General features: G+C 69.7%; 20 protein-coding genes and 1 pseudogene. 6 read left to right on the top strand and 15 right to left on the bottom strand.

What is annotated here, in order from left to right:
* Nucleotides 1-16 precede the first annotated feature (16 nt).
* The 4 genes from ABT300_RS08705 to ABT300_RS08720 all read right to left on the bottom strand — a co-directional run bounded on the left by ABT300_RS08705 (nucleotide 17) and on the right by ABT300_RS08720 (nucleotide 2,869).
* Nucleotides 17-472, bottom strand: a complete 456-nt coding sequence (locus tag ABT300_RS08705) for a hypothetical protein (protein WP_351673467.1) — start codon at nucleotides 470-472, stop codon at nucleotides 17-19.
* Nucleotides 473-570: 98 nt separating this feature from the next.
* Complete coding sequence (locus ABT300_RS08710; protein WP_351673469.1) at nucleotides 571-2,115, bottom strand: alpha/beta hydrolase; 1,545 nt, start codon at nucleotides 2,113-2,115, stop codon at nucleotides 571-573.
* Between the two features lie 60 nt (nucleotides 2,116-2,175).
* Entirely contained in the window at nucleotides 2,176-2,394 is a 219-nt protein-coding gene (locus ABT300_RS08715) for a hypothetical protein (protein ID WP_351673471.1), read from the bottom strand.
* A 7-nt stretch (nucleotides 2,395-2,401) separates the two neighbouring features.
* The gene (locus ABT300_RS08720; protein WP_351673473.1) at nucleotides 2,402-2,869 is read right to left on the bottom strand and encodes a hypothetical protein; all 468 of its coding nucleotides are present in this window, start codon (nucleotides 2,867-2,869) and stop codon (nucleotides 2,402-2,404) included.
* 666 nt (nucleotides 2,870-3,535) lie between these two features.
* Here ABT300_RS08720 and ABT300_RS08725 point away from each other — a divergent pair.
* On the top strand, nucleotides 3,536-6,574 hold the full coding sequence (locus ABT300_RS08725; RefSeq protein ID WP_351673475.1) for an MGH1-like glycoside hydrolase domain-containing protein: 3,039 nt from the start codon (nucleotides 3,536-3,538) through the stop codon (nucleotides 6,572-6,574).
* Between the two features lie 79 nt (nucleotides 6,575-6,653).
* On the opposite strand, the gene ABT300_RS08730 is transcribed toward ABT300_RS08725, so the two are convergent.
* On the bottom strand, nucleotides 6,654-7,199 hold the full coding sequence (locus ABT300_RS08730) for a YbjN domain-containing protein (RefSeq protein WP_351673477.1): 546 nt from the start codon (nucleotides 7,197-7,199) through the stop codon (nucleotides 6,654-6,656).
* 141 nt (nucleotides 7,200-7,340) lie between these two features.
* Here ABT300_RS08730 and ABT300_RS08735 point away from each other — a divergent pair, with 141 nt between their 5' ends.
* Nucleotides 7,341-7,880 (top strand): hypothetical protein, encoded by a 540-nt coding sequence (locus ABT300_RS08735; protein WP_351673479.1) that lies wholly within the window; start codon nucleotides 7,341-7,343, stop codon nucleotides 7,878-7,880.
* A 10-nt stretch (nucleotides 7,881-7,890) separates the two neighbouring features.
* Here the strand turns inward: ABT300_RS08735 and clpB are convergent, their stop codons facing one another.
* Nucleotides 7,891-10,488, bottom strand: a complete 2,598-nt coding sequence (clpB, locus tag ABT300_RS08740) for an ATP-dependent chaperone ClpB (protein ID WP_351673481.1) — start codon at nucleotides 10,486-10,488, stop codon at nucleotides 7,891-7,893.
* Between the two features lie 150 nt (nucleotides 10,489-10,638).
* Between clpB and ABT300_RS08745 the strand changes: the two genes are divergently transcribed.
* A complete protein-coding gene (locus tag ABT300_RS08745; protein WP_306950295.1) occupies nucleotides 10,639-11,052 on the top strand; it encodes a pyridoxamine 5'-phosphate oxidase family protein in 414 nt (137 codons plus the stop codon).
* A gap of 234 nt (nucleotides 11,053-11,286) precedes the next feature.
* On the opposite strand, the gene ABT300_RS08750 is transcribed toward ABT300_RS08745, so the two are convergent.
* Together ABT300_RS08750 and ABT300_RS08755 are read right to left on the bottom strand one after the other, a co-directional pair.
* A complete protein-coding gene (locus ABT300_RS08750) occupies nucleotides 11,287-11,622 on the bottom strand; it encodes a Rieske (2Fe-2S) protein (RefSeq protein ID WP_057577939.1) in 336 nt (111 codons plus the stop codon).
* Nucleotides 11,619-11,939: a hypothetical protein gene (locus ABT300_RS08755; RefSeq protein ID WP_351673484.1), complete on the bottom strand. Its 321-nt coding sequence runs from the start codon at nucleotides 11,937-11,939 to the stop codon at nucleotides 11,619-11,621. The genes ABT300_RS08750 and ABT300_RS08755 overlap by 4 nt, the downstream gene beginning before the upstream one ends.
* 277 nt (nucleotides 11,940-12,216) lie before the next feature.
* Between ABT300_RS08755 and ABT300_RS08760 the strand changes: the two genes are divergently transcribed.
* Nucleotides 12,217-13,065, top strand: a complete 849-nt coding sequence (locus ABT300_RS08760) for a helix-turn-helix transcriptional regulator (protein WP_319275994.1) — start codon at nucleotides 12,217-12,219, stop codon at nucleotides 13,063-13,065.
* Between the two features lie 69 nt (nucleotides 13,066-13,134).
* The gene (locus ABT300_RS08765; RefSeq protein WP_351673486.1) at nucleotides 13,135-14,187 is read left to right on the top strand and encodes a helix-turn-helix transcriptional regulator; all 1,053 of its coding nucleotides are present in this window, start codon (nucleotides 13,135-13,137) and stop codon (nucleotides 14,185-14,187) included.
* Nucleotides 14,188-15,001: 814 nt separating this feature from the next.
* Here the strand turns inward: ABT300_RS08765 and ABT300_RS08770 are convergent.
* The 7 genes and pseudogenes from ABT300_RS08770 to ABT300_RS08800 form a co-directional block, all read right to left on the bottom strand.
* Nucleotides 15,002-15,982, bottom strand: a pseudogene (locus tag ABT300_RS08770) (helix-turn-helix transcriptional regulator); the annotation flags it as partial.
* A gap of 406 nt (nucleotides 15,983-16,388) precedes the next feature.
* Nucleotides 16,389-17,498: a sugar ABC transporter substrate-binding protein gene (locus ABT300_RS08775; RefSeq protein ID WP_351673488.1), complete on the bottom strand. Its 1,110-nt coding sequence runs from the start codon at nucleotides 17,496-17,498 to the stop codon at nucleotides 16,389-16,391.
* Between the two features lie 384 nt (nucleotides 17,499-17,882).
* Nucleotides 17,883-18,338, bottom strand: coding sequence for a heat shock protein transcriptional repressor HspR (locus ABT300_RS08780; RefSeq protein WP_319275822.1), 456 nt, complete (start codon nucleotides 18,336-18,338; stop codon nucleotides 17,883-17,885).
* A 5-nt stretch (nucleotides 18,339-18,343) separates the two neighbouring features.
* Nucleotides 18,344-19,519, bottom strand: coding sequence for a molecular chaperone DnaJ (dnaJ, locus tag ABT300_RS08785; protein ID WP_351673490.1), 1,176 nt, complete (start codon nucleotides 19,517-19,519; stop codon nucleotides 18,344-18,346).
* 39 nt (nucleotides 19,520-19,558) lie between these two features.
* Complete coding sequence (grpE, locus tag ABT300_RS08790) at nucleotides 19,559-20,215, bottom strand: nucleotide exchange factor GrpE (RefSeq protein WP_351673492.1); 657 nt, start codon at nucleotides 20,213-20,215, stop codon at nucleotides 19,559-19,561.
* Nucleotides 20,212-22,050 carry a molecular chaperone DnaK gene (gene dnaK, locus ABT300_RS08795; protein ID WP_351673494.1) on the bottom strand — a complete coding sequence of 613 codons (1,839 nt, stop codon included), beginning with the start codon at nucleotides 22,048-22,050 and terminating at the stop codon, nucleotides 20,212-20,214. The genes grpE and dnaK overlap by 4 nt, the downstream gene beginning before the upstream one ends.
* Nucleotides 22,051-22,145: 95 nt before the next feature.
* A complete protein-coding gene (locus ABT300_RS08800) occupies nucleotides 22,146-23,348 on the bottom strand; it encodes an MraY family glycosyltransferase (RefSeq protein WP_351673496.1) in 1,203 nt (400 codons plus the stop codon).
* A 206-nt stretch (nucleotides 23,349-23,554) separates the two neighbouring features.
* On the opposite strand from ABT300_RS08800, the gene ABT300_RS08805 reads away from it, so the two are divergent.
* Nucleotides 23,555-24,891: 4Fe-4S dicluster domain-containing protein (locus tag ABT300_RS08805; RefSeq protein WP_351673498.1), on the top strand; the 1,337-nt coding region annotated here is incomplete at its 3' end.

Raw genomic sequence — 24,891 nt, forward strand, 5'->3', positions numbered from 1 at the left:
GGACGTCGCCCATCCGTCAGCTGGACAGGGGCGTCGTGCTCGACCAGAACGCGGACCGCACGTTCGGCTCCGGCAGCTTCTCCCTCGAGTAGTCGGGGCCGTTCGGCTTGCTCGTCGGCTGAGCCACCTCGGACTTCTCCACGCACGGGGTGGTGACGCTCAGATGGGCCTGGCCGTTCGGCCCGATCAGAACCTCCAGCTGGTACCCGTCCTGAGTCTCGAAATTCGCCGCCAGGCCGTTCGGACTCGTGGCGACGAGCTGGTAACCCCTGCTCTTCCAGTGACGCTCCAGGACGCCGAGGAAGCTGCCGCGCCGTTCGGCGGAGATGACCGTCATGACGGAACGGTCACGGTCCACGTAGCAGTCACCCGGCATGGAGTACAGGTGCGTCCACTGAACTGGGGGCTTGATGGCCGCGAACGCCTCGTCCAGAATCGCGTCAGCCCTGTCAGCGGCCTCCTGCAGGTTCATCTTCGACCGACTTTCCTTGCTCGTCGACGCGCCGCCTGCCGCGCCGCATCCGGAGAGAACCAGCACCAGCGCGGCAGCCGCCGCCGCACCCCTCGCCCTCATCGTGGCGTCTCCCTCACGACGTATCCCGGCTGCCCTGCGACGATGGCAGCGATGTTCCGCGCAGAAACCTTGTCCTTCCCTTCCTCCGGGGAGAAGTAGTTGCTGTGAGCCTCGATATCCAGGGTCGAGTTCCACACCTCGGGGAACGAAGGCTGCGCCAGCTCCGGTCCGGGCAGGGTCTGGAACCGGTTGGCCCCGAACGCTTTGCTCGCCGGGTCCTTGCCGAACCAGACGTCGTCGTCACCCTGGTCGGCGAGGTCGCCGGCCAGGTACGCGCCGAGCGGGCCGCCCCCGAAGAACCCCATGGTCCCTGCAGTGGCCTCTTTCGAGGAAGGGAGCTTGGTGACGATGTCATTCTCAGCCGCGCCCACCCAGACGTGCTCCTTGCCCACGCCGAGGTCCTCCGCCTTGTCCACGCCGACACCGGGACTTCCTACGAGGATGATGTCATCGGCGCCTGCGATCCCGCCCGCCTCCTGCGTGGCGGCGCCCACCAGTCGCGAACCGTAGGAATGACCGATGGCGGTGACATGGGGATCTGCGTTCTCGTTGGTGGCCGAGATTCCACTCATGAAACTGTTGTAGGCGGGGGCGCCTCGCTCGGCGTCGGCCGTCGTCATCACGTCGATCGATTGGGGCGCGTCGTAGCCGAGCCATACGATCGCGGATGAGGAGGGATCGAACTTCTGGGCGCCCTGCGCGGTGGAGAAGGCTCGCTTCACCGTGCCGTCGGCGAATCCGGCGTCGAGCTTGGTTCCCAGGCCAGGCACGTAGGCTGACACGTTCTTCGAGGTGTCAGGGTTCCCGTACGCGACGATCGCCCTCCCGTTTCCTTCGAGACCGATACCCAGAAGAAACATGGGCGGCTGGCTTCCCGAATTGAGCTTCGTCTGTATGCCCTTCAGTCCTTCGAGTTTTTCTTTGGACGCCTCTCCGGGCTGGCCCTCCAACTGCGCTATGAGGAGGTGGATGTTCTCCCGGTTGACCTCGTCACGGACCGTGGACGGGATCCCGTCCAAGTTGCCGATGATTTCTGGGAAGGCCGCCTTGTACTCCTCACGCTCCTCATTGCTGAGGCTGTCCCACCACTCTTTGCGGTCGGCCGGCGACTTGTCCAACGGGATATGATCCTGGAGGTATTTGCTGGCCGCTGAGCTCACAGCATCGACATCTGATGCTACGTCCGCCCATGTTTTGGTGTCGACATTCAGCCCCGGCGCCGCCTTGAGCTTGTTCAGCGCCCTGCTGTACCGATCGTCGATCTCCTGCGCTTCCCGTACGGCGTGGGCGATGCGGTCGGCGATGTCCACGGCCTTGGCATGGTGCGGGTTCGGGTTCTTGAACTCCGGATTGTTCGGCACCAGCCCGGGTGCTTGAAATCCTGTGTCGTTTCCGGTGATCAAGCCGTTGTTGCCCATGACTTTCCCGCCAGGGATCGGCTCACCGGTGAGCTCGTTCTTACCGCCGGCGGGATATGCGACGGCGCCGTCCGCATTGACGGTGTATGCCAGCGCTGCCGCATCGTCCAGTGCTTCAGTCAAGCGCCGTTTGGGGGCGGTGATCTCGGACGAGAAGCCGTCGAGAGCTCCAGTGATCAGGCCTCACTCGACATGGGTGTAATGAAAGTTCTCCGACAGCTTCCGCAGCTGCTTGAGTGCCGCGCCCGCGGCCTCACCCTCGTTGGCCTTCCGCATGGCTGCGGTGATCTGTTTGTCAATGCGGCCCATGGCGGCGTCGGCCGAGCCGCTGATCGCGCGGTACCCGTCAGCCGCCTCCGTGTACTCGGTCGGCGTGAGCGCCTTGAGCGTCAGGTGGTCCACGTCAGGGTCACCGCCCCTTGGCCTGACCGCCGGAGGGTGCGTCCTCGTAGTACTCGGTCTTCAGCTTGGCGATCTCGGCCTCGATGGCCTGATCCGTCCGTAACTGGTCGTTACCCGCCTTCTCCAGTACACCGGCAAGCCCGTCACACACCTCGCCCACGTCCTTGACGTAGCGCTTCCAGGACTCGTACACATCCTGCTGGGCCGCCGCGGTCAGGCACCCGGTTCCCTTCCCGAGACCCGTCTGGCCCGAATCCATCTTCACCGACGCCTTGCCAAGGTCCTCTCGCAAGGACCCGACGTCCTCCCCCGCCTTGGTCCATGCCGCCTTGTCCGACCTCAACTTGCCAGCAGGAGTAGCGGAGTTACTCGTGCCGCCGCCTCCCAGGTCGGCTGGCACATGGTTGAGCTGCATCTGCGTGGCCTGCCGCTCGACCGCTACGGCCTTGAGCTGCTCCCACTCATCCCACGCCATGCGTGGTTCCTCCCCGCGTCCTGATCGTGCGCCGCCGAGCGGACGTGAATCTGTTGTGACCGCAACGCGGGATCGAGAAGTACCGTAACGCCCCTACATCACGTGCCCCATCCGTATCGGCCACCACGGCGTCTGAGTACTCGTACTCATCCGAAAAAGGCGGCGTGAAACCGGTTGCCACATGGGGAAATCGGTGGGGGCAGCACGGACGTCGAGGGTGCAGCCGCGAGTGACCGACACCTGCGAGCGCAGGACCCGGGTGAACGAGGTCCGCTCGGCGGTACTGCGGTGCAGTCTGGGCGGCTTCGTCCAGTAGGCCGCGGGTGGCATGGTGAACGATCAGGTGCGCGTAGACCTCCTGCCACACCCGTCCGAGGTATGCGACCTGAGGACCGGCCGGCCGCGCGTCACCGCCGTGCGCTCCGCGACTCAGTACCTGACCTATGTCGCCTCCGGCCCCCTCCAGTACGCCGTCGCCGAGGCCATGCGGCTGCCCGACTCCGCTCGGGACGGGCCTGGAGCAGGCGGGTGTCGCCGCCATCCCGAAGGCGGTCGCCGTCGGCCCTGACAGAACTCTTGACTTGACGGTGTTTCGTCAATACCGTCGCGCAAGATTTCGAACGACGTTCGATAAATCGAACAGCGGGTTTCCCGCATGAATGCCCGATGGGAGACACCGCTATGCGCCACCGATCCAGACCCGGCACTCGCCTGCTGGCAGTACTGTGCGGCTCGACGCTGTCCATGGCCCTGCTGACGGGGGGTCCCGGTGCGGCCCCCGCCCAGGCGGCCGACGACCCCGCCGCCGTCGCCCTCGACAAGGACGCGATCCTCGCCGCCAACCAGCTCGACGAGCGGCAGTGGTACAAGGACAACATCCCGTTCGTCGACACCCCCGACGACGACATCGACGACGTCTACTACTACCGGTGGAGCACCTACAAGCGGGCGCTGCGGTACACCGTGCCGGGCACGGGTTACGTGTCCACCGAGTACGACGTGCCGATCGGCTACGCCGGGAACCCGTACACCGCGCTCCCGGACGCGACCGGGTACCACCTGCTGGACGGACGCTGGCTGCGCAACCGCGACTACGCGGGTGACTACCTCGACTTCTGGCTGCGCGGGGCGGGCAACTCCGGCGTACGGAACTTCAGCGAGTGGATCACGAGCGCGGCCTACCAGCGCTTCCTCGTCACCGGGGACGCCGCGCAGATCAAGTCCCAACTCCCGCAGCTCATCGCCCTGTACAAGCGGTGGGACGGCAACTTCGACGACAACGTCACCGTGAACGGCACGCAGTCCGCCAGCGACCTGTATCACCAGTCCCCGCTGTCCGACGCCACGGAGTACACCGAGACGTCGATGCACAGCAGCGACTGGTTCGGCGGCGGGCGCGGTTACCGGCCCACGATCAACGCCTACATGTTCGCCGCCGCCCAGGCGATCAGCGAGATCGCCACGATGACCGGGGACTCGGCGACCGCGAACGACTACGCCGCGAAGGCCGCACAGCTCAAGGCCGCCGTGCAGAACTCCCTCTGGGATCCGCAGCGCAAGTTCTTCATGCAGGTCTACAACACGGACGGCACCAACGGCGCCCTGAAGCAGACCAGGACGACCTGGCGGGAGCTGATGGGCTACGCGCCCTGGGCGTTCAACCTGCCGGATGCGCAGTACTCCTCGGCGTGGAAGCACCTGACGGACGCCAAGCGGTTCAAGGCGCCGTTCGGGCCGACGACCCTGGAGCGGGTGCACGACTTCGAGGCGGAGCAGGCCCCTCGCACCCACGCCAACCTGTTCAACTCGTCGTCGGCGTCGAACGGCCAGTACATCGGGCAGATCGACTTCGACGACAGCGCGGTCACCTTCACCGTGGACGCGCCCGGCAACGGCACGTACCCGGTGACGGTCCACTACGCCAACGCCACCTCCACCACCTCGACCCACAAGGTCGTCGTGAACGGCGATACCGCCAATCCTGTCACCGTCAGCTATGCGCCCGGCGGCAGTTGGGGCCAGTTCGCGGAGTCGAAGTCCGTGACCGTGCAGGTCCCGATGAAGGCCGGCGCCAACACGCTGAAGTTCACCAAGGGCACGGGCTTCGCCGAGTTGGACCGGATCACGGCGAACCCGTACTTCAACTACGAGGCGATACCGGCCGAGCAGAAGCGCGACGACGCCAACTGCTGCCACTGGAACGGCCCGAGCTGGCCCTACCAGACGAGCCAGGTCCTCACCGGTCTGGCGAACCTGCTCCAGGACTACCCAGCCCAGAACGACATCACCAAGGCCGACTACCAGACCCTGCTGTCCCAGTTCGCAGACCTCCAGCACAAGGACGGCAAGCCCTACATCGCCGAGGCCGCCGACGGCGACACCGGCGAATGGATCTACGACGGCTTCAACTTCAGCGAGAACTACAACCACTCCAGCTTCAACGACCTCGTGCTCACCGGCCTGCTGGGCATCAGACCGCAGGCGGACGACACGCTGGTGCTGAAGCCGCTGGTCCCGTCGAACTGGGACTTCTTCGCGGTGGAGAGCCTGCCCTACCACGGGCACACCTACTCGATCCGCTGGGACCGGGACGGCTCGCACTACGGCAAGGGCAGCGGACTGCAGGTCTTCCAGGACGGCGTGCGCATCCATCAGTCCTCGACGATCGGCAACACCACGGTGAGGGTCGCCGCGCCGGTCACCCCGGCGCCCGCCACGCGGATGATGAACGTGGCCGCCAACCCCCTCACCGCCGAGCAGGACTGGCTGGGCCGCGCCGTCACCCAGCCCTTCCCGAAGGCCTTCGCCTCCTACACCAACACCGTCTCCAACGGCCCGCACTGCCACAGCGGCCAGACCTGCAAGGCCACCACGTTCGACGCCCCGCTGCGGGCCACCGACGGCTGGATCCGCTACGACAAGATCCCCGACGACCGGTGGACCAACTCCGGTTCGCCGAACGCCACCGACCACCTCGGCGTCGACTTCGGCGCGCCGCGCAAGATCAACGAGGTCAGGTTCTACACGTACGACGACGGCGCGAACATCCGCGTCCCGGCGGGCTACACCGTGCAGTACTTCGACGACGGCTCGTGGGTCGACGTCCCGGGCCAGACCAGGAGCCCGGCCACACCGGTCGCCGACGACGCGAACGAGGTGACGTTCCCGACGGTCACGACGTCCCGGTTCCGGGTCGTCTTCACACCGCAGCCCGGCAAGTTCGTCGGCGTCACCGAGCTGGAGTCCTGGTACCCGGAGACCCCCGCCGTGAAGATCGTCAACAAGAACAGCGGCCTGGAGCTCGGCATCTCCGACTCCTCCATCGCGGCGGGAGGCGCCGCACAGCAGCAGTCGGCCGACGACACGGCCAACCACTGGTGGAAGGTCGTGCCCGCCGAGAACGGCTACTACAAGATCTTCAACACCAACAGCGGCCAGGTGCTCGGCGTCAGCGGCGCCTCGAAGACAGCCGGCGCCGTCGCGCTCCAGTGGGGCGACACGCTCACCGCCGACCACCTGTGGTCGCTGGCGCCCGCAGGCGACGGCTACTGCAAGATCGTCAACAAGAACAGCGGCATGGTCCTTGGCGTCGAGAACATGTCCACCGCGTCCGGGGCCCCGACACTGCAGTGGGACGACAACGGCACCGCCGACCACCTGTGGCGCCTCGTGACGAAGGCCGGAGCCACCCCGTTCGCCTCCTGACCGAGCGTGGACACACGAGCGGGCGTCCGTCCACAGGGTGTGGAGGGGCGCCCGCTCGGCGTGCAGGAGGTCGGCGGTGCTACTCGGCGCCCTCGGCGCCGTCCTCGGGCTTCTCGTCGGCCTCGTCGACGGCCGACTCCAGGCCCAGCTGCTCCACGAGCCACTTGTCGAACTCGATGGCCGCGCGCACCCAGCTCACCGTCGAGGAGACGAACAGCTCGATGTTGACCCCGGCGCCGATCAGCAGCTGCGCCTCGCCGATGAGGCGGACGGTGCCGTCGTCGTGGGTGTGGGTGTAGACCTTCGGCCACAGGGTGCGGCGGTTCCAGTCGTCGATCGACTCGAGCAGCTGCGCCTTGTCGTCGATCTTGTGGGCCCGGTCGAAGAACGTCCGCACCGAGTAGACCGCCTGGTCCCCCTCGCCGCGGAACATGAAGTACGTACGGAACTCCTCCCACGGCGCCGCGAGGTCACCCTCGTCGTCGACGACGTACTTCAGCTCCATCTGGTCGAGGAGCTGCTTCACGAGGTCCTGATCCGGGACGACGGGGCCCGCCGGTCCACCCTGGGGCTCCGGCTCTGGCTGGCCCCCGAAGTTCGGAATCGAGGACGGGTCGATGCTCACCGTGATTTTCCCTTCGTACGGATCCTGCCATCCTCCCCCATGCGGGGAGGGGGGTGGCAAGCCCCGCCGGGGCTGTCAGCCCTGAGCTGACATGATCCGGCCTGTCGTACCAAGGGGCGGTGACGGATGGAGGGGGATCACGTGGCGAAGAACGGGCGAAACGACACGGGCGAGCGGCCCGGGGCGGACGTGCGGCCGGGGCCGGCGGAGTCGGCGGGCCGGACCAGGTGGGGTCTGGTGGCGGCGATCCTGGCCCTTCCGGCGCTGCTCGTGGCCGGCCTGCTGGTGCTGGTCGGCGTCTGGGTGCTGAGCGACGACGAGGAGGCGGACGGGACCCGTCTGAAGGGCGTGTCCTGCGCCGAGGCGCTGGCCTTCGGCGGGGCCGAGCTGCCGGCCGACGTCCGGGACGCGACGTGCACGGTGCAGTCTTGGCTGGACACGAACTATCAGGCCGACTTCCGCATGCCTCGCGGGGGCGTGAGCGCCTGGCTGACGGGCGCCTACCCCGAGGCGCCCCGGCCGGGCGGCCCGGGCACCGAGGCATGCGGCTCCGGCGTGGACTACTGCTTCCAGCTCGACGTCACCGAGCGCCCGGGCGTGGACGCGTACTACGTCAATGTGAACGTGACGTACGAGAACGCCGAGACCGCGCGGGTGCGGTACTCGGCGTTCACGACGTGACCTGGGTGCCCTACAGCGTCTTGCCCGTCGTGGGGCCGACGATCAGGCCCTCGCCGAAGGCGTCGACGCGGACCGTGTCGCCGTCCTTGACCTCGCCCGCCAGGATCTCCTTGGCCAGCCGGTCGCCGATGGCCGTCTGGACCAGGCGGCGCAGCGGCCGGGCGCCGTACGCCGGGTCGTTGCCCTCGTCGGCGAGCCAGGCGAGGGCCGCGTCGGTGACCTCCAGGGTGAGCCGGCGCTCGGCGAGCCGCTTGGCCAGGCGGTCGATCTGCAGGCGGGCGATCCGGCCGAGCTCGGTCTTGTTCAGCGCCGAGAAGACGACCAGGTCGTCGAGCCGGTTGAGGAACTCCGGCTTGAAGGACGCCCGCACGACCTCCAGGACCTGTTCCTTCTTCTGCGTCTCGGTGGACAGCGGGTCGACGAGGTACTGGCTGCCCAGGTTGGAGGTCAGCACCAGGATGGTGTTGCGGAAGTCGACGGTGCGTCCCTGGCCGTCGGTCAGCCGGCCGTCGTCGAGGACCTGGAGCAGGACGTCGAAGACCTCCGGGTGCGCCTTCTCCACCTCGTCCAGCAGGACCACGCTGTACGGGCGCCTGCGCACCGCCTCGGTGAGCTGGCCGCCCTCCTCGTAGCCGACGTACCCGGGCGGCGCGCCGACGAGGCGGGCGACGCTGTGCTTCTCGCCGTACTCCGACATGTCGATGCGGATCATGGCCCGCTCGTCGTCGAAGAGGAAGTCGGCGAGGGCCTTGGCCAGCTCGGTCTTGCCGACGCCGGTCGGGCCGAGGAAGAGGAAGGAGCCGGTGGGGCGGTCGGGGTCGGCGATGCCGGCGCGGGAGCGCCGCACGGCGTCGGAGACCGCCTGGACCGCCTCCGCCTGGCCGATGAGCCGCCTGCCGAGCTCGTCCTCCATGCGGAGCAGTTTCTGCGTCTCGCCCTCGAGGAGGCGGCCGGCCGGGATGCCGGTCCAGGAGGCGACGACGTCGGCGATGTCGTCCGAGCCGACCTCCTCCTTGACCATGGTGTCCTTCGCGGCCTCCTCCTCGGCCTCGGACGCGGCCTCCAGATCGCGCTCCAGGGCGGGGATCTCGCCGTACAGCAGCTTGCTGGCGGTGTCGAAGTCGCCGTCGCGCTGGGCGCGCTCGGCCTGCCCGCGCAGGTCGTCGAGCTTCTCCTTCAGCGAGCCGACCCGGTTGAGGGACTGCTTCTCCTTCTCCCAGCGGGCCGTGAGCCCGCGCAGCTCCTCCTCGCGGTCGGCGAGGTCTCGGCGCAGCTTCTCCAGGCGCTCGCGGGAGGCGGCGTCGGTCTCCTTGCTGAGGGCCAGCTCCTCCATCTTCAGCCGGTCCACGGACCGCTGGAGCTCGTCGATCTCGACCGGCGAGGAGTCGATCTCCATGCGCAGGCGGGAGGCGGCCTCGTCGACGAGGTCGATGGCCTTGTCGGGGAGGAAGCGGGAGGTGATGTACCGGTCGGAGAGGGTGGCGGCGGCGACCAGCGCCGCGTCCGCGATCTGCACCTTGTGGTGGGCCTCGTAGCGGCCCTTGAGTCCGCGCAGGATGGCGATGGTGTCCTCGACGGTCGGCTCGGCCACCAGCACCTGCTGGAAGCGGCGCTCCAGCGCCGGGTCCTTCTCGATCCGCTCGCGGTACTCGTCGAGCGTGGTGGCGCCCACCATGCGCAGCTCGCCGCGCGCGAGCATCGGCTTGAGCATGTTGCCGGCGTCCATGGCGGAGTCGCCGCCGGCGCCCGCGCCGACGACCGTGTGCAGCTCGTCGATGAAGGTGATGATCTGCCCGTCGGAGTCCTTGATCTCGGCGAGGACGGTCTTCAGCCGCTCCTCGAACTCGCCCCGGTACTTCGCGCCGGCGACCATCGCGCCGAGGTCGAGGGCGACGAGCCGCTTGTCCTTGAGGGACTCGGGCACGTCTCCCTTGACGATCCGCTGGGCGAGGCCCTCGACGACGGCGGTCTTGCCGACGCCGGGCTCGCCGATGAGGACGGGGTTGTTCTTGGTGCGGCGGGACAGCACCTGCACGACGCGCCGGATCTCGGTGTCCCGGCCGATGACCGGGTCGAGCTTGCCCTCGCGGGCGGCGGCGGTGAAGTCCGTGCCGAACTTCTCCAGGGCCTTGTACTGGCCCTCGGGGTCGGCGCTGGTCACCCGGCGTCCGCCGCGGGCCTTCTGGAAGGCCTCCTGGAGCTTCTTCGCGGTCGCGCCCTGCCGGGTGAGCACCTCGGCTGCCGGACCGCCCTTGGCGGCGACGCCGAGGAGCAGGTGCTCGGTGGACAGGTAGTCGTCGCCCAGGTCGCGGGCGCGGCTCTGCGCGTCGGCGACGACGGCCAGCATGTCGCGGTTGGGCTGCGGGGGCGCGACGGTGGAACCGGCCACGCTGGGCAGCGAGCCGAGCACCTTCTCGGCCCCGGCCCGGACGGCGGCCTGGTCGGCGTCCACCGCCGCGAGCAGGTCGATGATGTTCTCGTTGTCCTGGCCCTGCAGCAGCGCGAGCAGCAGGTGGGCGGGGGTGAGGTCGGCGTGCCCTTCGGACACGGCCCTGCTGCTGGCCGCGTTGATCGCGTCCCGGCTCCGGTTGGTCAGCTCGGCGTCCACGTTCGCTGTCTCCTCCTTGCGTCAGCACTCTCCCGGTACTGACTCAGTCAGCGTACACAAAGTTGAGTCTATTCCGCTCAAGGTGCGCTCTCGTTCTCCCGTGTTCCCCTGGTGCGCCGCGCGCAACCGGGAGGCAGTAGGTTCCCTGGCATGGCAGCACCTCCCCAGGACCCGGGCGCGCCGGACGCGCCGTACCTCGCCTTCTGGCGCGAGCGACACCTGTGCACGCTGACGACGTCGCGCCCGGACGGCAGTCCGCACGTGGTGCCGGTCGGCGTCACCTACGACCCCGAGCACCGCCTCGCCCGGGTCATCGCCGACGGGGCGAGCAGGAAGGTGCGCAACGTCCTGGCGGCGGAGCCGGCCGGGGCGCGGGTCGCGGTGTGCCAGATGGAGGGGCGGCGCTGGGCGACGCTGGAGGGGCTGGCGTTCGTCCGCACGGACCGGGAGCGGGTCGCGGAGGCGGAACGCCGGTACGCGCAGCGCTACGGACGCGAGCCGAGGCCCAACCCCTCGCGCGTGGTGATCGAGATCGAGCTGACCCGGGCGATGGGACGCGGCTGACCCGGACGGGAGGGGCGCGCCCGCCCCTGACGGGAGGGGCGTGGCCGCGGCGACCGGAGGGGCCGGTGCGGCCGGGTGACCGAAACCGAACCCGTCGATTTCCAGCCAAGGATCAAGCGAGCGCATACCCGGAGATATCCCCGGAAACTGCAGCGGCGTCACCGTGTTCAGGTCACGGTGACGCCGCTGCGGGGGGGAAGCACCTGAGCGATCTGTTACGACGGGGGAATCGCGTCAGGCACTGCGGGGGGTGGCTGAGATGGTCTTCAGGGGCAGAGCCTCGGGCTCCACCAGCCTGTGGTCACGCTGATCCAGATTCACAAAGATCATTCCGTACCGGATGGCGCACCGCACGGGCTGCGGCGCCCCTCGTGGCTTGCGCAGGCACCGGTAGGCCCGTACGTCCTCGTCCTCGTCGCGGGTCACCACCACCGGCTCGCCGAACACCGTCACCATCAACGAGTCACCACTGTGGGGGATGGCGGTGACCAGGTCGATGAAGTGCCAGCCGGAGCGGTAGGCGGTGGCCATCTCGCGGCGGAAGGAGCGGTCGTCGGGTGGCGTGGTCATGACTCGGCGGCCCACGTGCTGTCGCGAGGCGTGATCCACGTGCTGTCGCCCAGCGCCGCCGCCGTGACGACCCAGGTGCTGTCGGCGGGCGCGGACCACGTGCTGTCGGCCGGAGCGACCCAGGTGCTGTCGGCGGCGGCGGACCACGTGCTGTCCGCCGGAGTGTCCCAGGTGCTGTCACCGGCCGTCACGACGGCGCCGGCACCGGGACTCCACGTATTGTCGCCCGCCGTGTCGCCCGTCGTCCCCGCGAGGCCGCTCAGAGCTCCGAAGGCCAAGGCGGCGGAGAAGGCGGCGGCGAGCGCCGAGCGAAGCATTCTCTTATGCATAGTCGGCTTCGTCCTCATTTGAAGGTCACCTCTCCCCCGTCGACTACGACGATGGCCCATTCGGGCACGTCATGGCCACACAATCGATGCATCATGTTCCTGCACGTTCAGGACCCTGGGGGGTGGAGATTTGACGAAAAATGAGGCAAAGCCGACACATCCTCATGCGACGACTGAGCTGTGCGAGGAAGGTCGCCGTCTCTATGGGAACGCTCTTCGGACGGGCCGGGTAGCCCGTGCGGACGTGGAGCCTGCTCCGTGTCTGATGGAGTTCGCCCTGCTCCACGCGGACCCCGACGACGCGAACTGGCTCCGTCCGGTGCCCCCGTCGATCGCCCTGTCCCAGCTGCTCAACCCGATCGAGCGCGAGATCACCCAGCGCCGACGGCTGTCGGTGGAACTCGCCGACGCTTTCGAGCCGTTCATGACCCTCAGCGCCCAGCCGACGCCGACCACGCATTCCATCACGGTGCTGGAGGGCGTCGACCGGATCAACGCGGCGCTCGACCTGGCCACGTCCCAGTGCCAGACCGAGATGCTCACCGTCCAGCCGAGCCGGCGCCGCCTCGAGCACACCCTCGTGCAGGGGCTCGAACGCGACCGCCCGCTGATCGAACGCGGCTGCCGCATCCGGACGCTCTACCAGCACACGGCCCGCTACAGCCCCGAGACGCTGGCCTACGTCTCGCAGTTCACCGACGGCAAGGTGGAGTACCGCACCATCGACGAACTCGTGGAGCGGCTGATCATCTGCGACGAGACCGTGGCCTTCATCCCGACCCGGGACGACGGCCAGGTCGCCCTCGAGCTCCGGCACCCCGGGCTCGTCCGCTACCTGATCAAGGTCTTCGAGTTCATGTGGGGCCGCGCGGTCCCGCTGGCCACCGGCGCCCCCTACGAGACCGCTCCCGACGGCATCACGGAAATCCAGCACTCCATCGCCAAGCTCCTCGTCGAGGGGCACGTCGACGAGGCGATCGCCCGCCGGCTGGGCATGAACGTACGTACCTGCCGTGCCCACATCGCCAAGCTCGCCACCGCGCTGGGCAGCGGCAGCCGCGCACAACTCGGCTTCCTCATCGCCCAGTCGGGAATCCTCAAGCAGCAGCCCTGACCCGTCCGCAGAACAAAGGTCATGCATGACGACACCGGAGCACCGGTACGGCCCACAGGGAGCACCGCAGTGAGCGCGCCGCCGCACCACGACCACGGCGTGGAGGACCTCTGCGCCGCCGGCACGCGGCTCTACCAGCAGGCCCTCCGCTGCGGACGCGTCAAGACCGAGGAGGCCGAGACGGCGGCCCCGTGCCTGCTCTCCCACGGCCTGCTCCACCCCACCGTGGACGACCTCGCCCAACTCGAGCCCGTGGCCCCGGCCGTCGCCCTGCACCGGCTGCTGCGCGCCTCGGGGGCCCGGATCGCCGAGGAACGACGCCGTGAGGAGCAGCTGTCGACGCTCTTCGCGCCCCTGATGCACATCGGCGGGCAGAGCGCCGCGCCCACCGACCCCGCCTCGCTGCGGGTCCTCAGCGGCACGGAGCGGATCAACTCGGCCATCACCGAGGCGATGGCCGAGGCGACGAGGGAGGTGCTCTGCATCCAGCCGCACGTCCACTACAGCGGCCCGCGCGGCGAGCGGGCCCAGCCCGTCGCGATGGACCGCGACCAGGCGCTGCTCGACCGGGGCTGCCGCATCCGCACCCTCTACCAGCACACCCAGCGCCACCAGCCGCTGGTGCTGGCACGGTACGAGCAGCTCCGGGGGGACGCCGAGGCCCGCACCCTCGACGAGGTCACCGACCGCCTCATCGTCATCGACGGCGCCGTCGCCTTCATCCCCGCCGGCGAGGACGGCCGACTGGCCCTGGAGGTCCGCCACCCCGCCCTCCTCACGTACTTCACCACCACGTTCGACCGGCTCTGGCGGCTGGCCCTGCCGATGTACCCGCAGGCGGTCCACCGGCTGTCCCGGGGCGGCGTCACGCCCCGGCAGCAGGCCATCGCCGCCCTGCTCGTCGAGGGCCACACCGACGCCGTCATCGCCGACCGCCTCGGCATGAACATCCGCACCGCGCGCGTCCACATCGCCAAGCTCGCCGCCACCCTCGGCAGCGAGAGCCGCGCCCAACTCGGCTATCTCATCGGGCAGTCGGGGATCCTCGACCGGGACCAGCGCCGGAGCCGGACCCAACCGCCCGAGCAGGAGGAGGCCCCGGACCCACGACCGGACCGCTAGCCACGAGGCAGCGGGTGAGGCACCCGGCGTGGCAGCTCGTGAAGTACCCCCGCGAGGCGGCCCGTCAAGCGGCCGGTGAGACACCCCGCGAGGCGGCCCGTGAGGGGCCGCAGGCCCGCCGGAACAGCGGCCGCCACGCAGACCCACGCAGACCCTTCAGAGAGCCACAGACCCGCCGCAACGGCCGACACCCAGCCCGCAGAGAGCCACGGACCGGCCGCCGCAGCGGCGGCCCGCCGACCCGCAGGGGCAAGCGCCGCCCGGGGGCGCGACGGGCCGGTGGTGGCGGGTGGCTTTGCCGGGCCGAGGATCGCGGGACCGACGGCAGCGGGCCGTCGAACCGAAGGACCGGCGGGGCCGATGGCAGCAGGCGGCCCTGACGAAGTGGAGCCGACGAGGCCGACGGCAGCAGGCCGCCCAGGCGAACCCAAGGAACGGCGGGGCCGATGGCGGCAGGCCGCTAGGACGGGGCCGGGGCGGCGGAAGGGCCGGATCCCGGCGCGGGGACGCCGACGGAGGCGTCCCTCTCCGCCGTACCGCCCGGCACACCCGCCCCCGTCGCAGCGTCCGCAGTACCGCCCGACGCACTCCCCGCAGAGCCCGCCGTACCGCCCGGCACACCCGTCCCCGTCGCAGCGTCCGCCGTGCCGCCCGGCGCACCCGCATCCGCATCCGCCGCAGAGCCCGGCGGAGCGCCGGCCGCAGAGCCTGCCGCAGAGGCCGGCGGGGTCGTCTCCGCCGACCCGTGCGGCGGGCTCGCAGGCCGCGTCGGCGCGTCCGGCCCGCTCGCCCGCGGCGCCCCCTCGCCCTCTTCCGACGGGCGGTCGAGGCCCACCTGGGCGATGCGCACGCCCAGTTGGGTCCGGCTCGCAGCACCCAGCGTCTCCGAGAGGCGGGCGATGTGGGCCCGGCAGGTGCGGACGCTGATGCCGAGCCGCTCGGCGATCACCGCGTCCTGATGGCCCTCCGCCAGCAGCGCGGCGATGGACTGCTCGCGGTGCGAGATGCCCTCGATACGGGTGTCCGGGAGCGGAGCGGTCAGCGGGACGGCCAGCCGCCAGAGCCGCTCGAAGACCGTCACCAGGTAGGAGATCAGAGCCGGGTGACGCAGCTCCAGGGCCATGGTGCGGTCGGTGTTGGCGGGGATGAAGGCGACCGTCCGGTCGAAGAGGATCAGCCGGTCGATGACCTCGTCCAGGGTGCGTGCCTCGACCGTGTCGCCCATCAGCTCCAGGTAGTTGAGCAGGCCCTGGCCGTGCCGGGCGACGTGGTTGTAGAGGTCCCGCATGCGCACGCCGCGGCCGCGCAGCTCCAGCGCGCGGTGCAGACCCTCCGACAGCTCGTGCTCACGCCGGATGCCGCCGGGCTGCACGGTGAGGACCTCGGTCGTGCACGCCTCGGTCGCCGCGTCGAGGGCGGCCTGGATGCGCGAGGCGCCGTCCAGGACGCGGATCGCCGCGCCCTCGCCGGTGCTCGTGCCGCGCGCGGGACCGCCCAGACCGGCATACCACTCGAAGGCGGCGACCGCCGAGCCCATCCGCCGTTGACTTGCGCTCACCTCGTCGTAGACTCCGCGCAGCAGACGGGTCATGACCTCCTGCGGGGAGGTCGGCACCAGCCACTCCATGTCGTCGGGGTCGGGGTGCAGAAGGGCCAGCTCCAGGAGGCAGGGGACCGCCTCGGAGTCGGTGCGCGCCACCCGGCCGCGCCGTACGGCCCGGGAGTACACGCGGTCCCCGGCCTCGCAGAGTCGGTCGGCGCCGTGTGGATGCTCCTGCGCCCCGTGCCTGGCCATCGCGCATCCCACCCCCGCCGTACGCCGCTTCCGGAGCGCAACTATGCGCGGCCCGGACCGGGTCCGCAACACGGCTCCTCCGGTCCGAGGCTGGAAAAACCACCTGTCTGTGCGATTTTCTCCCAGCCTCCTCCCCTCGCGTTGCAACAAGCTGACGGTGGTGCAGGACGCCCGTGGCGGTGCATCGTTGATTCCGCTTCCCCCCGGGTGCTCGGCACGCGGGGGAGAGGCGACCGCCCCGGCCGGGCCACGGGGGAGTCCGGCCGGGCAGCCCGAGGGGGGCGACGGGGGACGACGGGGGAAAGCGAACACCGGCCCGGCGCGGTAGGCGCCGGGCCGGTGATCTTGTCGCCGGGGTCTTCGCGTGGGGCCGCCGCTGTGGTGCGGGCGGGTGTCCGCCGAGGCCTCAGATCAGGTTCAGGGCCTGGCAGGCGGACTTGTACTTGGCGGTGCAGATGTCGGACGCCTTGTAGATGCCGTCGGCGATGACCGTCTGCTGGATGTTCTTCTTCGTCAGCGCGACCACCGTGACCAGCTTGGCCGGAATGCCCTTGTCGGTCGGGCTGTCGACCGTGTCGCGGGTGAGGGCCTCGAACTGGAGGTCACGTCCCTGGACCTTGGCGACGGCGGCCTCGGCGGCGGCCTCGGCCATCGCCGGGTAGGGCTTGTAGACGCTCATGAACTGCTCGCCGCTGATGATCCGCTGCACGGCGGGCAGTTCGGCGTCCTGACCGGTGATCGGAGGCAGGTCGGTGTCCTTGACGCCCGACGCCTCGAGGGCCTTGATGATGCCGCCGGCCATGGCGTCGTTGGCGGAGTAGACGCCGGCGATGTTGGACTTGCCGATCGCCTCGATCGCCTTCGTCATGTTGGCCTGGGCGACCTCGGGGCTCCACTTGTCGGTGTCGTACGACTTCGCGATCGTGACCCGCCCGTTGATCTCGCTGAGCGCGCCCGCCTTGAACTGACCGGCGTTCGGGTCCGCGGGCGAGCCGTTCACCATGACGATCTTGTCGGAGACGTTCGCGTTCGGGATGGCCTCGACGAGGCTGCGTCCCTGCACCTCGCCGACGAGCTCGTTGTCGAAGGAGACGTACGCGTCGATCGGGCCCTGGGCGAGGCGGTCGTAGGCGATGACCGGGATCTTCGCCTCCTTGGCCTTCTTCACCATGGGCGCGATCGCCTTCGCGTCGACGGCGTCGAGCAGGATGATGTCGACCTTGTCGTCGATCATCTTCTGCATCTGCCGGTCCTGGGTCTTCTCGTCCGAGGCGGCGTTGGCGTAGTCGGTCCGGCCCTGGTTGTCCGTGAGCTCCGCGACCTTCTTCTTGATGATCGGGTAGTCGAACTCCGCGTACCGGGTGTTCGTCTCCTCCGGCATCAGCACGCCCACCGTGATCGCGTTGCTCCGGGTCGGTGTCGCGCTGCCGGTCTTCTCCGAGGCCCCCAGCATCCCGCACCCGGCGAGCGAGAGGGACATCGCGGAGGCGACGACAGCTATGGCGATACGACGCATTTTCGGGTGCTCACTTCAGGTGCGTTTCGAGGCGTTGCGGACCGGGGTGCGGCATTGGTGACCCGGATATCTGAGAAGCCAACGCGGCGGCGGCCGTCGTCGTCAAGCAGAACCACTTAACGAAGGAGCAACGTCACACTCCGCTCAGGGTGTGAAGACGCATGGAGACGAAGCGGAGGCCCTGAAAAGGTCTGACCGGACATTTCAGGCGAAGGGCGGGCCAAGGAACCACACGCCGGCACGGGCGGTCAGCACGGGCCGCCGGCACGGTCGCCGCGGTCCGGCCGCCGATCGCCTCGCCGGACGGGATCGGGGCCCGGAGGAAGACCTCCGGGCCCCGATCCATGCCTCGTGCGCCGCGCCTGACGCCCTGGGGGGGGCGTCTCAGTCGGGCGTCGGATGCTGCCGCTTCGGACGCCAGACCACCAGCGCGCTGGTCTGCTGCACCTCCTGGTACGGCACCAGATCCCGCCGGTAGGAGGCGTGCACGGCCGCCTCCCGCTGTTGCATGGCCGCCGCCGCGCCGTCCAGCGCGGCCTCCAGCTCCGCGGCCCTGGCCTGGAGCGCGGCCACCTGGTTCTCCAGCTCGATGATCCGCTTGATGCCGGCCAGGTTGATGCCCTCGTCCTGCGACAACTGCTGGACGGTGCGCAGCAGTTCGATGTCACGGGCCGAGTAGCGGCGGCCTCGGCCCGCGGTGCGGTCGGGGGAGACCAGGCCCAGACGGTCGTACTGACGCAGGGTCTGCGGGTGCAGGCCGGAGAGCTGGGCCGCCACCGAGATGACGTAGACCGGGGTCTCATGAGTCAGTTCATACGGGTTACGCCGACGGCCGTCCATCACTCTCAAGCTCCCTTCGCGGCCTCGAACAGCTCCGCCCGCGGGTCCTCGCCCGCGGTCGCCTCGCGATACGCCTCCAGTGCGTCACGAGCCTTCCCCGACAGGTCCTTCGGGACACTCACCTCGACGGTGACCAGCAGGTCGCCGCGGGTGCCGTCCTTGCGGAAGGCGCCCTTGCCCCGCGCCCGCATGGTGCGGCCGTTGGGCGTGCCGGGCGGGAGTTTCAGGGTCAGCGACGGGCCGCCGAGCGTGGGCACCTTGACCTCGCCGCCGAGGGCCGCTTCGGTGAACGTCACCGGCACGGTCACCGTCAGGTTGTCGTCCCTGCGGCCGAACACCGGGTGCGCGCCGACGTGGACGACGACGTAGAGGTCGCCCGCGGGGCCGCCGCGCTCGCCGGGGGCGCCCTTGCCGCGCAGCCGGATGCGCTGGCCGTCCGTCACTCCCGCGGGGATGCGGACCTGCATGGTCCGCGACGACTTGGCGCGGCCGCTGCCCTTGCAGTCCAGGCAGGGGTGCTCGGCGATCAGGCCGCGGCCCTTGCAGTCGGGGCAGGGGTCGGTGAGCGAGAAGCCGCCGCCCGAGCCCCGGGCCACCTGGCCGGTGCCGACGCAGGTGGGGCACACGCGCGGTGTGCCGTTCTTGTCGCCGGTTCCCGAGCACGCCTTGCACGGGGACTGCGAGGACATCCGCAGCGGGACGGTCGCGCCCTCGATCGCCTCCGTGAACGTGAGCGTGACCTCGGTGTCGATGTCCTGGCCCCGCCGGGGCTGGGTACGGGTCGTGCCCGCCCCGCCGCGGTTGAACAGGCCGCCGAACACGTCCCCGATGCCGCCGCCGAAGCCGCCCTGGGCGCCGCCGCCCTGGGCGCCGCCTCCGAAGAGGTCGCCCAGGTCGAAGTTGAAGGAGCCGCCCGCGCCCGGGCCCGGGCGGAAGCCGCCGTTGCCGAAGAGAGCGCGTGCCTCGTCGTATTCCTTGCGCTTCTTGGGGTCGCCGAGCACGTCGTTCGCCTCGGAGATCTCCTTGAAGCGCTCCTCCGCCTTGGCGTTGCCCTTGTTGGCGTCCGGGTGGTACTCGCGGGCGAGCTTCCGGTACGCCTTCTTGATCTCGGCCTCGGTGGCGTCCTTGGGGACGCCGAGGACCTTGTAGAAGTCCTTCTCGATGAAGTCCTTGGTGCTCATCCTCGACGTCCCTCCTTCCGTCCGCTCATTCGCTCGAGCTCAGCCCTCGTCCGGGCCACCGCTCTCCTTGTCGTCGCCCGTCTCCGCCTCGTCGGCCTTCGCCGCCTGCGCGCCGGGCTGCGGTTCGGCGACGGCCACCCGCGCGGGGCGGATGGTGCGCTCGCCGATCCGATACCCCGGCTGCAGAATCGCCACGCACGTCGTCTCGGTGACGTCGGGTGCGTAACTGTGCATCAGGGCTTCGTGGATCGTCGGGTCGAAGGGCTCGCCCTCCTTGCCGAACTGCTGCAGGCCCATCTTCGCCGCGACGGTCTCCAGCGATTCGCCGACCGACTTGAAGCCGCCGACGAACTCGCCGTGCTCCCGCGCGCGGCCGATGTCGTCGAGCACGGGCAGGAGCTCGGTCAGGAGGTTCGCGACGGCGATCTCCTTGACCGCGATCCGGTCGCGCTCGACCCGGCGGCGGTAGTTCTGGTACTCGGCCTGGAGGCGCTGGAGGTCGGCGGTGCGCTCGCCGAGGGCGGTGCGCACCTGGTCCAGCTGGGCCACCAGACCGGCTGTCTGGCTCGCGTCCCCGGCCGGGGCCGCCCCCTCCGCCGAAGCGGACGAGGAGGCGGTCTTCGGCTCGGCGTCTTCAGGGGTGGCGCCGGAGGGGACGTCGGGCTTCTCCTCGAAGCCCGGGGTCTCCTCCGTCACGCGGCACCGTCCTTGCGCTCGTCGTCCACGATCTCGGCGTCCACGACGTCGTCGTCCGCCTTCGGCGCGTCACCCTGCGGGGCGTCGGCGCCGGGCGCGGCCTGGGCGTCGGCGTACATGGCCTGGCCGACCTTCTGCGAGACCGCGGCGACCTTCTCGGTGGCCGTGCGGATCTCGGCGGTGTCCTCGCCCTTGAGCGCGGCCTTCAGCTCCTCGACGGCGCCCTCGACCTCGGTCTTGACCTCGCCGGGGACCTTGTCCTCGTTGTCCTTGAGGAACTTCTCCGTCTGGTAGACGAGCTGCTCGCCCTGGTTGCGGGCCTCGGCGGCCTCGCGGCGGCGGTGGTCCTCGTCCGCGTACTGCTCGGCCTCCTGGCGCATGCGGTCGACCTCGTCCTTCGGCAGCGAGGAGCCGCCGGTGACGGTCATCTTCTGCTCCTTGCCCGTGCCGAGGTCCTTCGCGGTCACGTGCATGATGCCGTTGGCGTCGATGTCGAAGGCGACCTCGATCTGCGGGACGCCGCGGGGCGCCGGCGGCAGACCGGTCAGCTCGAACATGCCGAGCTTCTTGTTGTAGGCCGCGATCTCGCGCTCACCCTGGTAGACCTGGATCTGCACCGACGGCTGGTTGTCCTCGGCCGTGGTGAAGATCTCCGAACGCTTCGTCGGGATCGTGGTGTTGCGCTCGATCAGCTTGGTCATGATGCCGCCCTTGGTCTCGATGCCGAGGGACAGCGGGGTGACGTCGAGGAGCAGGACGTCCTTGACCTCGCCCTTGAGGACGCCGGCCTGGAGCGCGGCGCCGATGGCGACGACCTCGTCCGGGTTCACGCCCTTGTTGGCGTCCTGACCGCCGGTCAGCTCCTTGACGAGCTCCGCGACGGCGGGCATCCGGGTCGAACCGCCGACGAGAACGACGTGGTCGATCTCGGAGAGGTTGATGCCGGCGTCCTTGATGACGTTGTGGAACGGCGTCTTGCAACGCTCCAGCAGGTCGGCCGTCAGCTGCTGGAACTGGGCGCGGGTGAGCTTCTCGTCCAGGTGCAGCGGGCCCTCGGCGGACGCCGTGATGTAGGGCAGGTTGATCGAGGTCTCGGTGGACGAGGACAGCTCGATCTTCGCCTTCTCGGCGGCCTCGCGCAGACGCTGCAGCGCCATCTTGTCCTTGGCGAGGTCCACGCCGTGGCCGGCCTTGAACTGCTGCACCAGGTAGTCGACGACGCGCTGGTCCCAGTCGTCGCCGCCGAGGTGGTTGTCGCCGTTGGTGGCCTTCACCTCGACGACGCCGTCACCGATCTCCAGGAGGGACACGTCGAAGGTGCCGCCGCCGAGGTCGAAGACGAGGATCGTCTGGTCGTCCTTGTCGAGGCCGTACGCGAGCGCGGCCGCGGTGGGCTCGTTGACGATGCGCAGGACGTTGAGACCGGCGATCTCGCCGGCTTCCTTGGTCGCCTGGCGCTCGGAGTCGTTGAAGTACGCCGGGACGGTGATGACCGCGTCGGCCACCTTCTCGCCCAGGTACGCCTCGGCGTCGCGCTTGAGCTTCTGCAGGATGAAGGCGCTCATCTGCTGCGGGTTGAAGTTCTTCCCGTCGAGCTCGATCGTCCAGTCCGTGCCCATGTGGCGCTTCACGGAACGGATGGTCCGGTCCACGTTCGTGACCGCCTGCCGCTTCGCGACCTCGCCCACGAGGACTTCGCCGTTCTTCGCGAAGGCGACGACGGACGGCGTGGTCCTGGCACCCTCGGCGTTGGTGATGACGGTGGGCTCGCCGCCCTCCAGAACGCTGACGACGGAGTTGGTTGTGCCCAGGTCGATGCCGACCGCACGTGCCATGGTGATCTTCCTCCAGCTGACTTGAGTGGAACGGACTCAAGTGTGCACGAAGCTCACCGCCCGGTCAACAGACCTGAGTCGAGCGCACTCAACTCTTATCCGTTCCTTACACGCAAGGAGCCGTTGACCTGCGCCGACACAGCGCGTCCAGCCCGTCTTTCACCGGGTTCCGGGTGATGCGCACGCCCCTCGGATTGACGCCGGGGCGCATACACGGGCGCGCGCCGCGCCTCCCGGGAGACGCGGGTCTCCTGCGCCCGCCGGGAACGTCGGGCGCCTCCGAGCCGGCGTCCACGCGCGCGTGGCGGCCCGTACACCGGGACCCGCAGCAGCCCGAGCACGACGACGAGTGCCCCGCCCGCGACCCACCACACCGCCCGCGCCCCGACCACGTCCGCGTGCACCAGCACCCCCGTGAGCACCGCGCCGAACGCCGCGAGGCCGAGCAGGACGGCCGCGCCCTGGGCGGTGAGCCCGAGCCGCCGCAGCCGGTGGGCGAGATGGTCGGGCGCGCCGCGCAGCAGGGGCCGTCCGGCCAGCCGCCGCGACACGGCCACCAGCAGGACGTCCGCCCCGCCGACCGCGGTGAGCGCGAACAGCACCCCCGTCCCGACGAGCGGATCGTGCCCCGCGCGCGCGAAGACGGCGGCTGAGGCGAGCAGGAACCCGGCGAAGAGCGAGCCGCAGGCCCCGAGGGCGACACGCGCGGGCGGCCAGTTGTGCATCAGGAACCCGGTCAGCGCGGCGGCGAGGACGCTCAGCAGCACCACCAGGCCGTCCATGACCTCGACGGCGACGCACGCGGCGACTCCGAAGGCGGTGAGCACGCCGACCGTCCCGGCCACGCCGTCGGCGTGGTCGAGCGCCCGGAAGGCGAGGGCGACGACGGTGATCCAGCCGACGCCCACCGCAGCGGAGAGGACCCCGGCGACCGTGCCGGCGCCCCCGTACATCTCCCCGTACGGCACCACGAAGGCCGCCGCGACGGCCGTGCCGACGGCCAGGAAGCGCGTCTTGAGCCGGCACACGTCCGCGACCAGTCCGAGCGCGGCGACGGCGCCGCCCGCGGCGAGCAGCACCTCGATGCCGTCCCCGAGCGGCGCGACGCCCGTACGGTCGCCGGCGACCGCGACGGCACAGGTGGCGAGCACGACGGCGGCGCCCCCGGACAGGGGTACGCGCCGCTGTCGCTGCCGTCGGTCGGTCAGACCGAGTCGCAGGACGGGCGCGCGCAGCAGCGCGGCGAGGACGGCGGCGAGGAACAGGGCGACGGTGGCGGCAGCGATCCCGTAGAGCACGGATATAAATTAGTCATAAATGTACCAATTTGGTACGAATAACACGGCCGGATTGACCCTGATTCTGAGGCAACCCTCAGCGACCCAGATCACTCCGCCCCCCGCTACAGTGCGACGGAGAATACGGGGTAGTCTCAGACGGACTGCATAAGTTACCGCTTAGTAATTTCGATCGAAGTCCCCTCGCAGGCCCGAGGAGCCCCCAAATGCAACTCGCCGCGATCATCGTGTCGCTGGTCCTGACCGTGGTCGGCGTCGCGCTGCTCGCACGCGCCATCGGTCAGTTCGTCCGGTACTTCAAACTGGGCCAGCCGGTCCCCGCCGGCGCCCGGACCGACAACCCCTACGCGCGCAGCGTGACGCTGGTGAAGGAGTTCCTCGGCCACACGCGCATGAACCGCTGGGGCATCGTCGGCTTCGCCCACTGGTTCGTCGCCGTCGGCTTCCTGACGCTGCCGCCGACCCTGGCGCAGGCCTTCGGCCAGCTGTTCCAGGCCGACTGGACGCTCCCCTGGATCGGCGAGTTCCTGCCGTTCGAGCTGTACATCGAGTTCATCGGCGTGATGACGATCCTCGGCATCGCCGTGCTCATCGTGATCCGCCTGCTGAACCTGCCCTCGCGCCCGGGCCGCAAGTCCCGCTTCGCGGGCTCCAAGGCGGGCCAGGCGTACTTCGTCGAGTACGTCATCCTCACCATCGGCCTCGCCATCTACACGCTGCGCGGCCTCGAGGGCGCGATCCACCACGTGGACCACTACGAGGCCGCGTACTTCGCCTCGTACCCCCTGGTCCTGGCCTTCAAGGGACTGAGCGTCCCCACGCTCCAGACGCTGGTCTACCTCACCGCGATGGTGAAGATCAGCACCTCGTTCATCTGGATGATCGTGGTCTCGCTCAACACCAACATGGGCGTGGCCTGGCACCGCTTCCTCGCGTTCCCGAACATCTGGTTCAAGCGCAACGCGACGGGCGAGACCGCTCTGGGCGGTCTGCAGCCGATGACGTCGGGCGGCAAGCCGATCGACTTCACCGACCCCGGCGACGACGACGTCTTCGGCGTCTCCCAGGTCGAGCAGTTCTCCTGGAAGGGCCTGCTGGACTTCTCCACCTGCACCGAGTGCGGCCGCTGCCAGTCGCAGTGCCCCGCCTGGAACACCGGAAAGCCGCTCTCCCCCAAGCTCCTGATCATGTCGCTGCGCGACCACGCGCACGCCAAGGCCCCGTACCTGCTGGCCGGCGGCGGCAAGACCATGGAGGGCGAGGAGAAGGCCTCCGAGGAGCAGCTCAAGGACGTGCCCGCGGCCGCGCTGGCCGAGGCCGAGCGCCCGCTGATCGGCACCGCCGAGGAGAACGGCGTCATCGACCCGGACGTCCTGTGGTCCTGCACCACCTGCGGCGCCTGCGTCGAGCAGTGCCCCGTCGACATCGAGCACGTCGACCACATCGTCGACATGCGCCGCTACCAGGTGATGATCGAGTCCGCGTTCCCGTCCGAGGCGGGCACGATGCTCAAGAACCTGGAGAAGAAGGGCAACCCCTGGGG

The sequence above is a fragment of the Streptomyces sp. NPDC001027 genome, assembly GCF_040299045.1.
GTDB lineage: Bacteria > Actinomycetota > Actinomycetes > Streptomycetales > Streptomycetaceae > Streptomyces.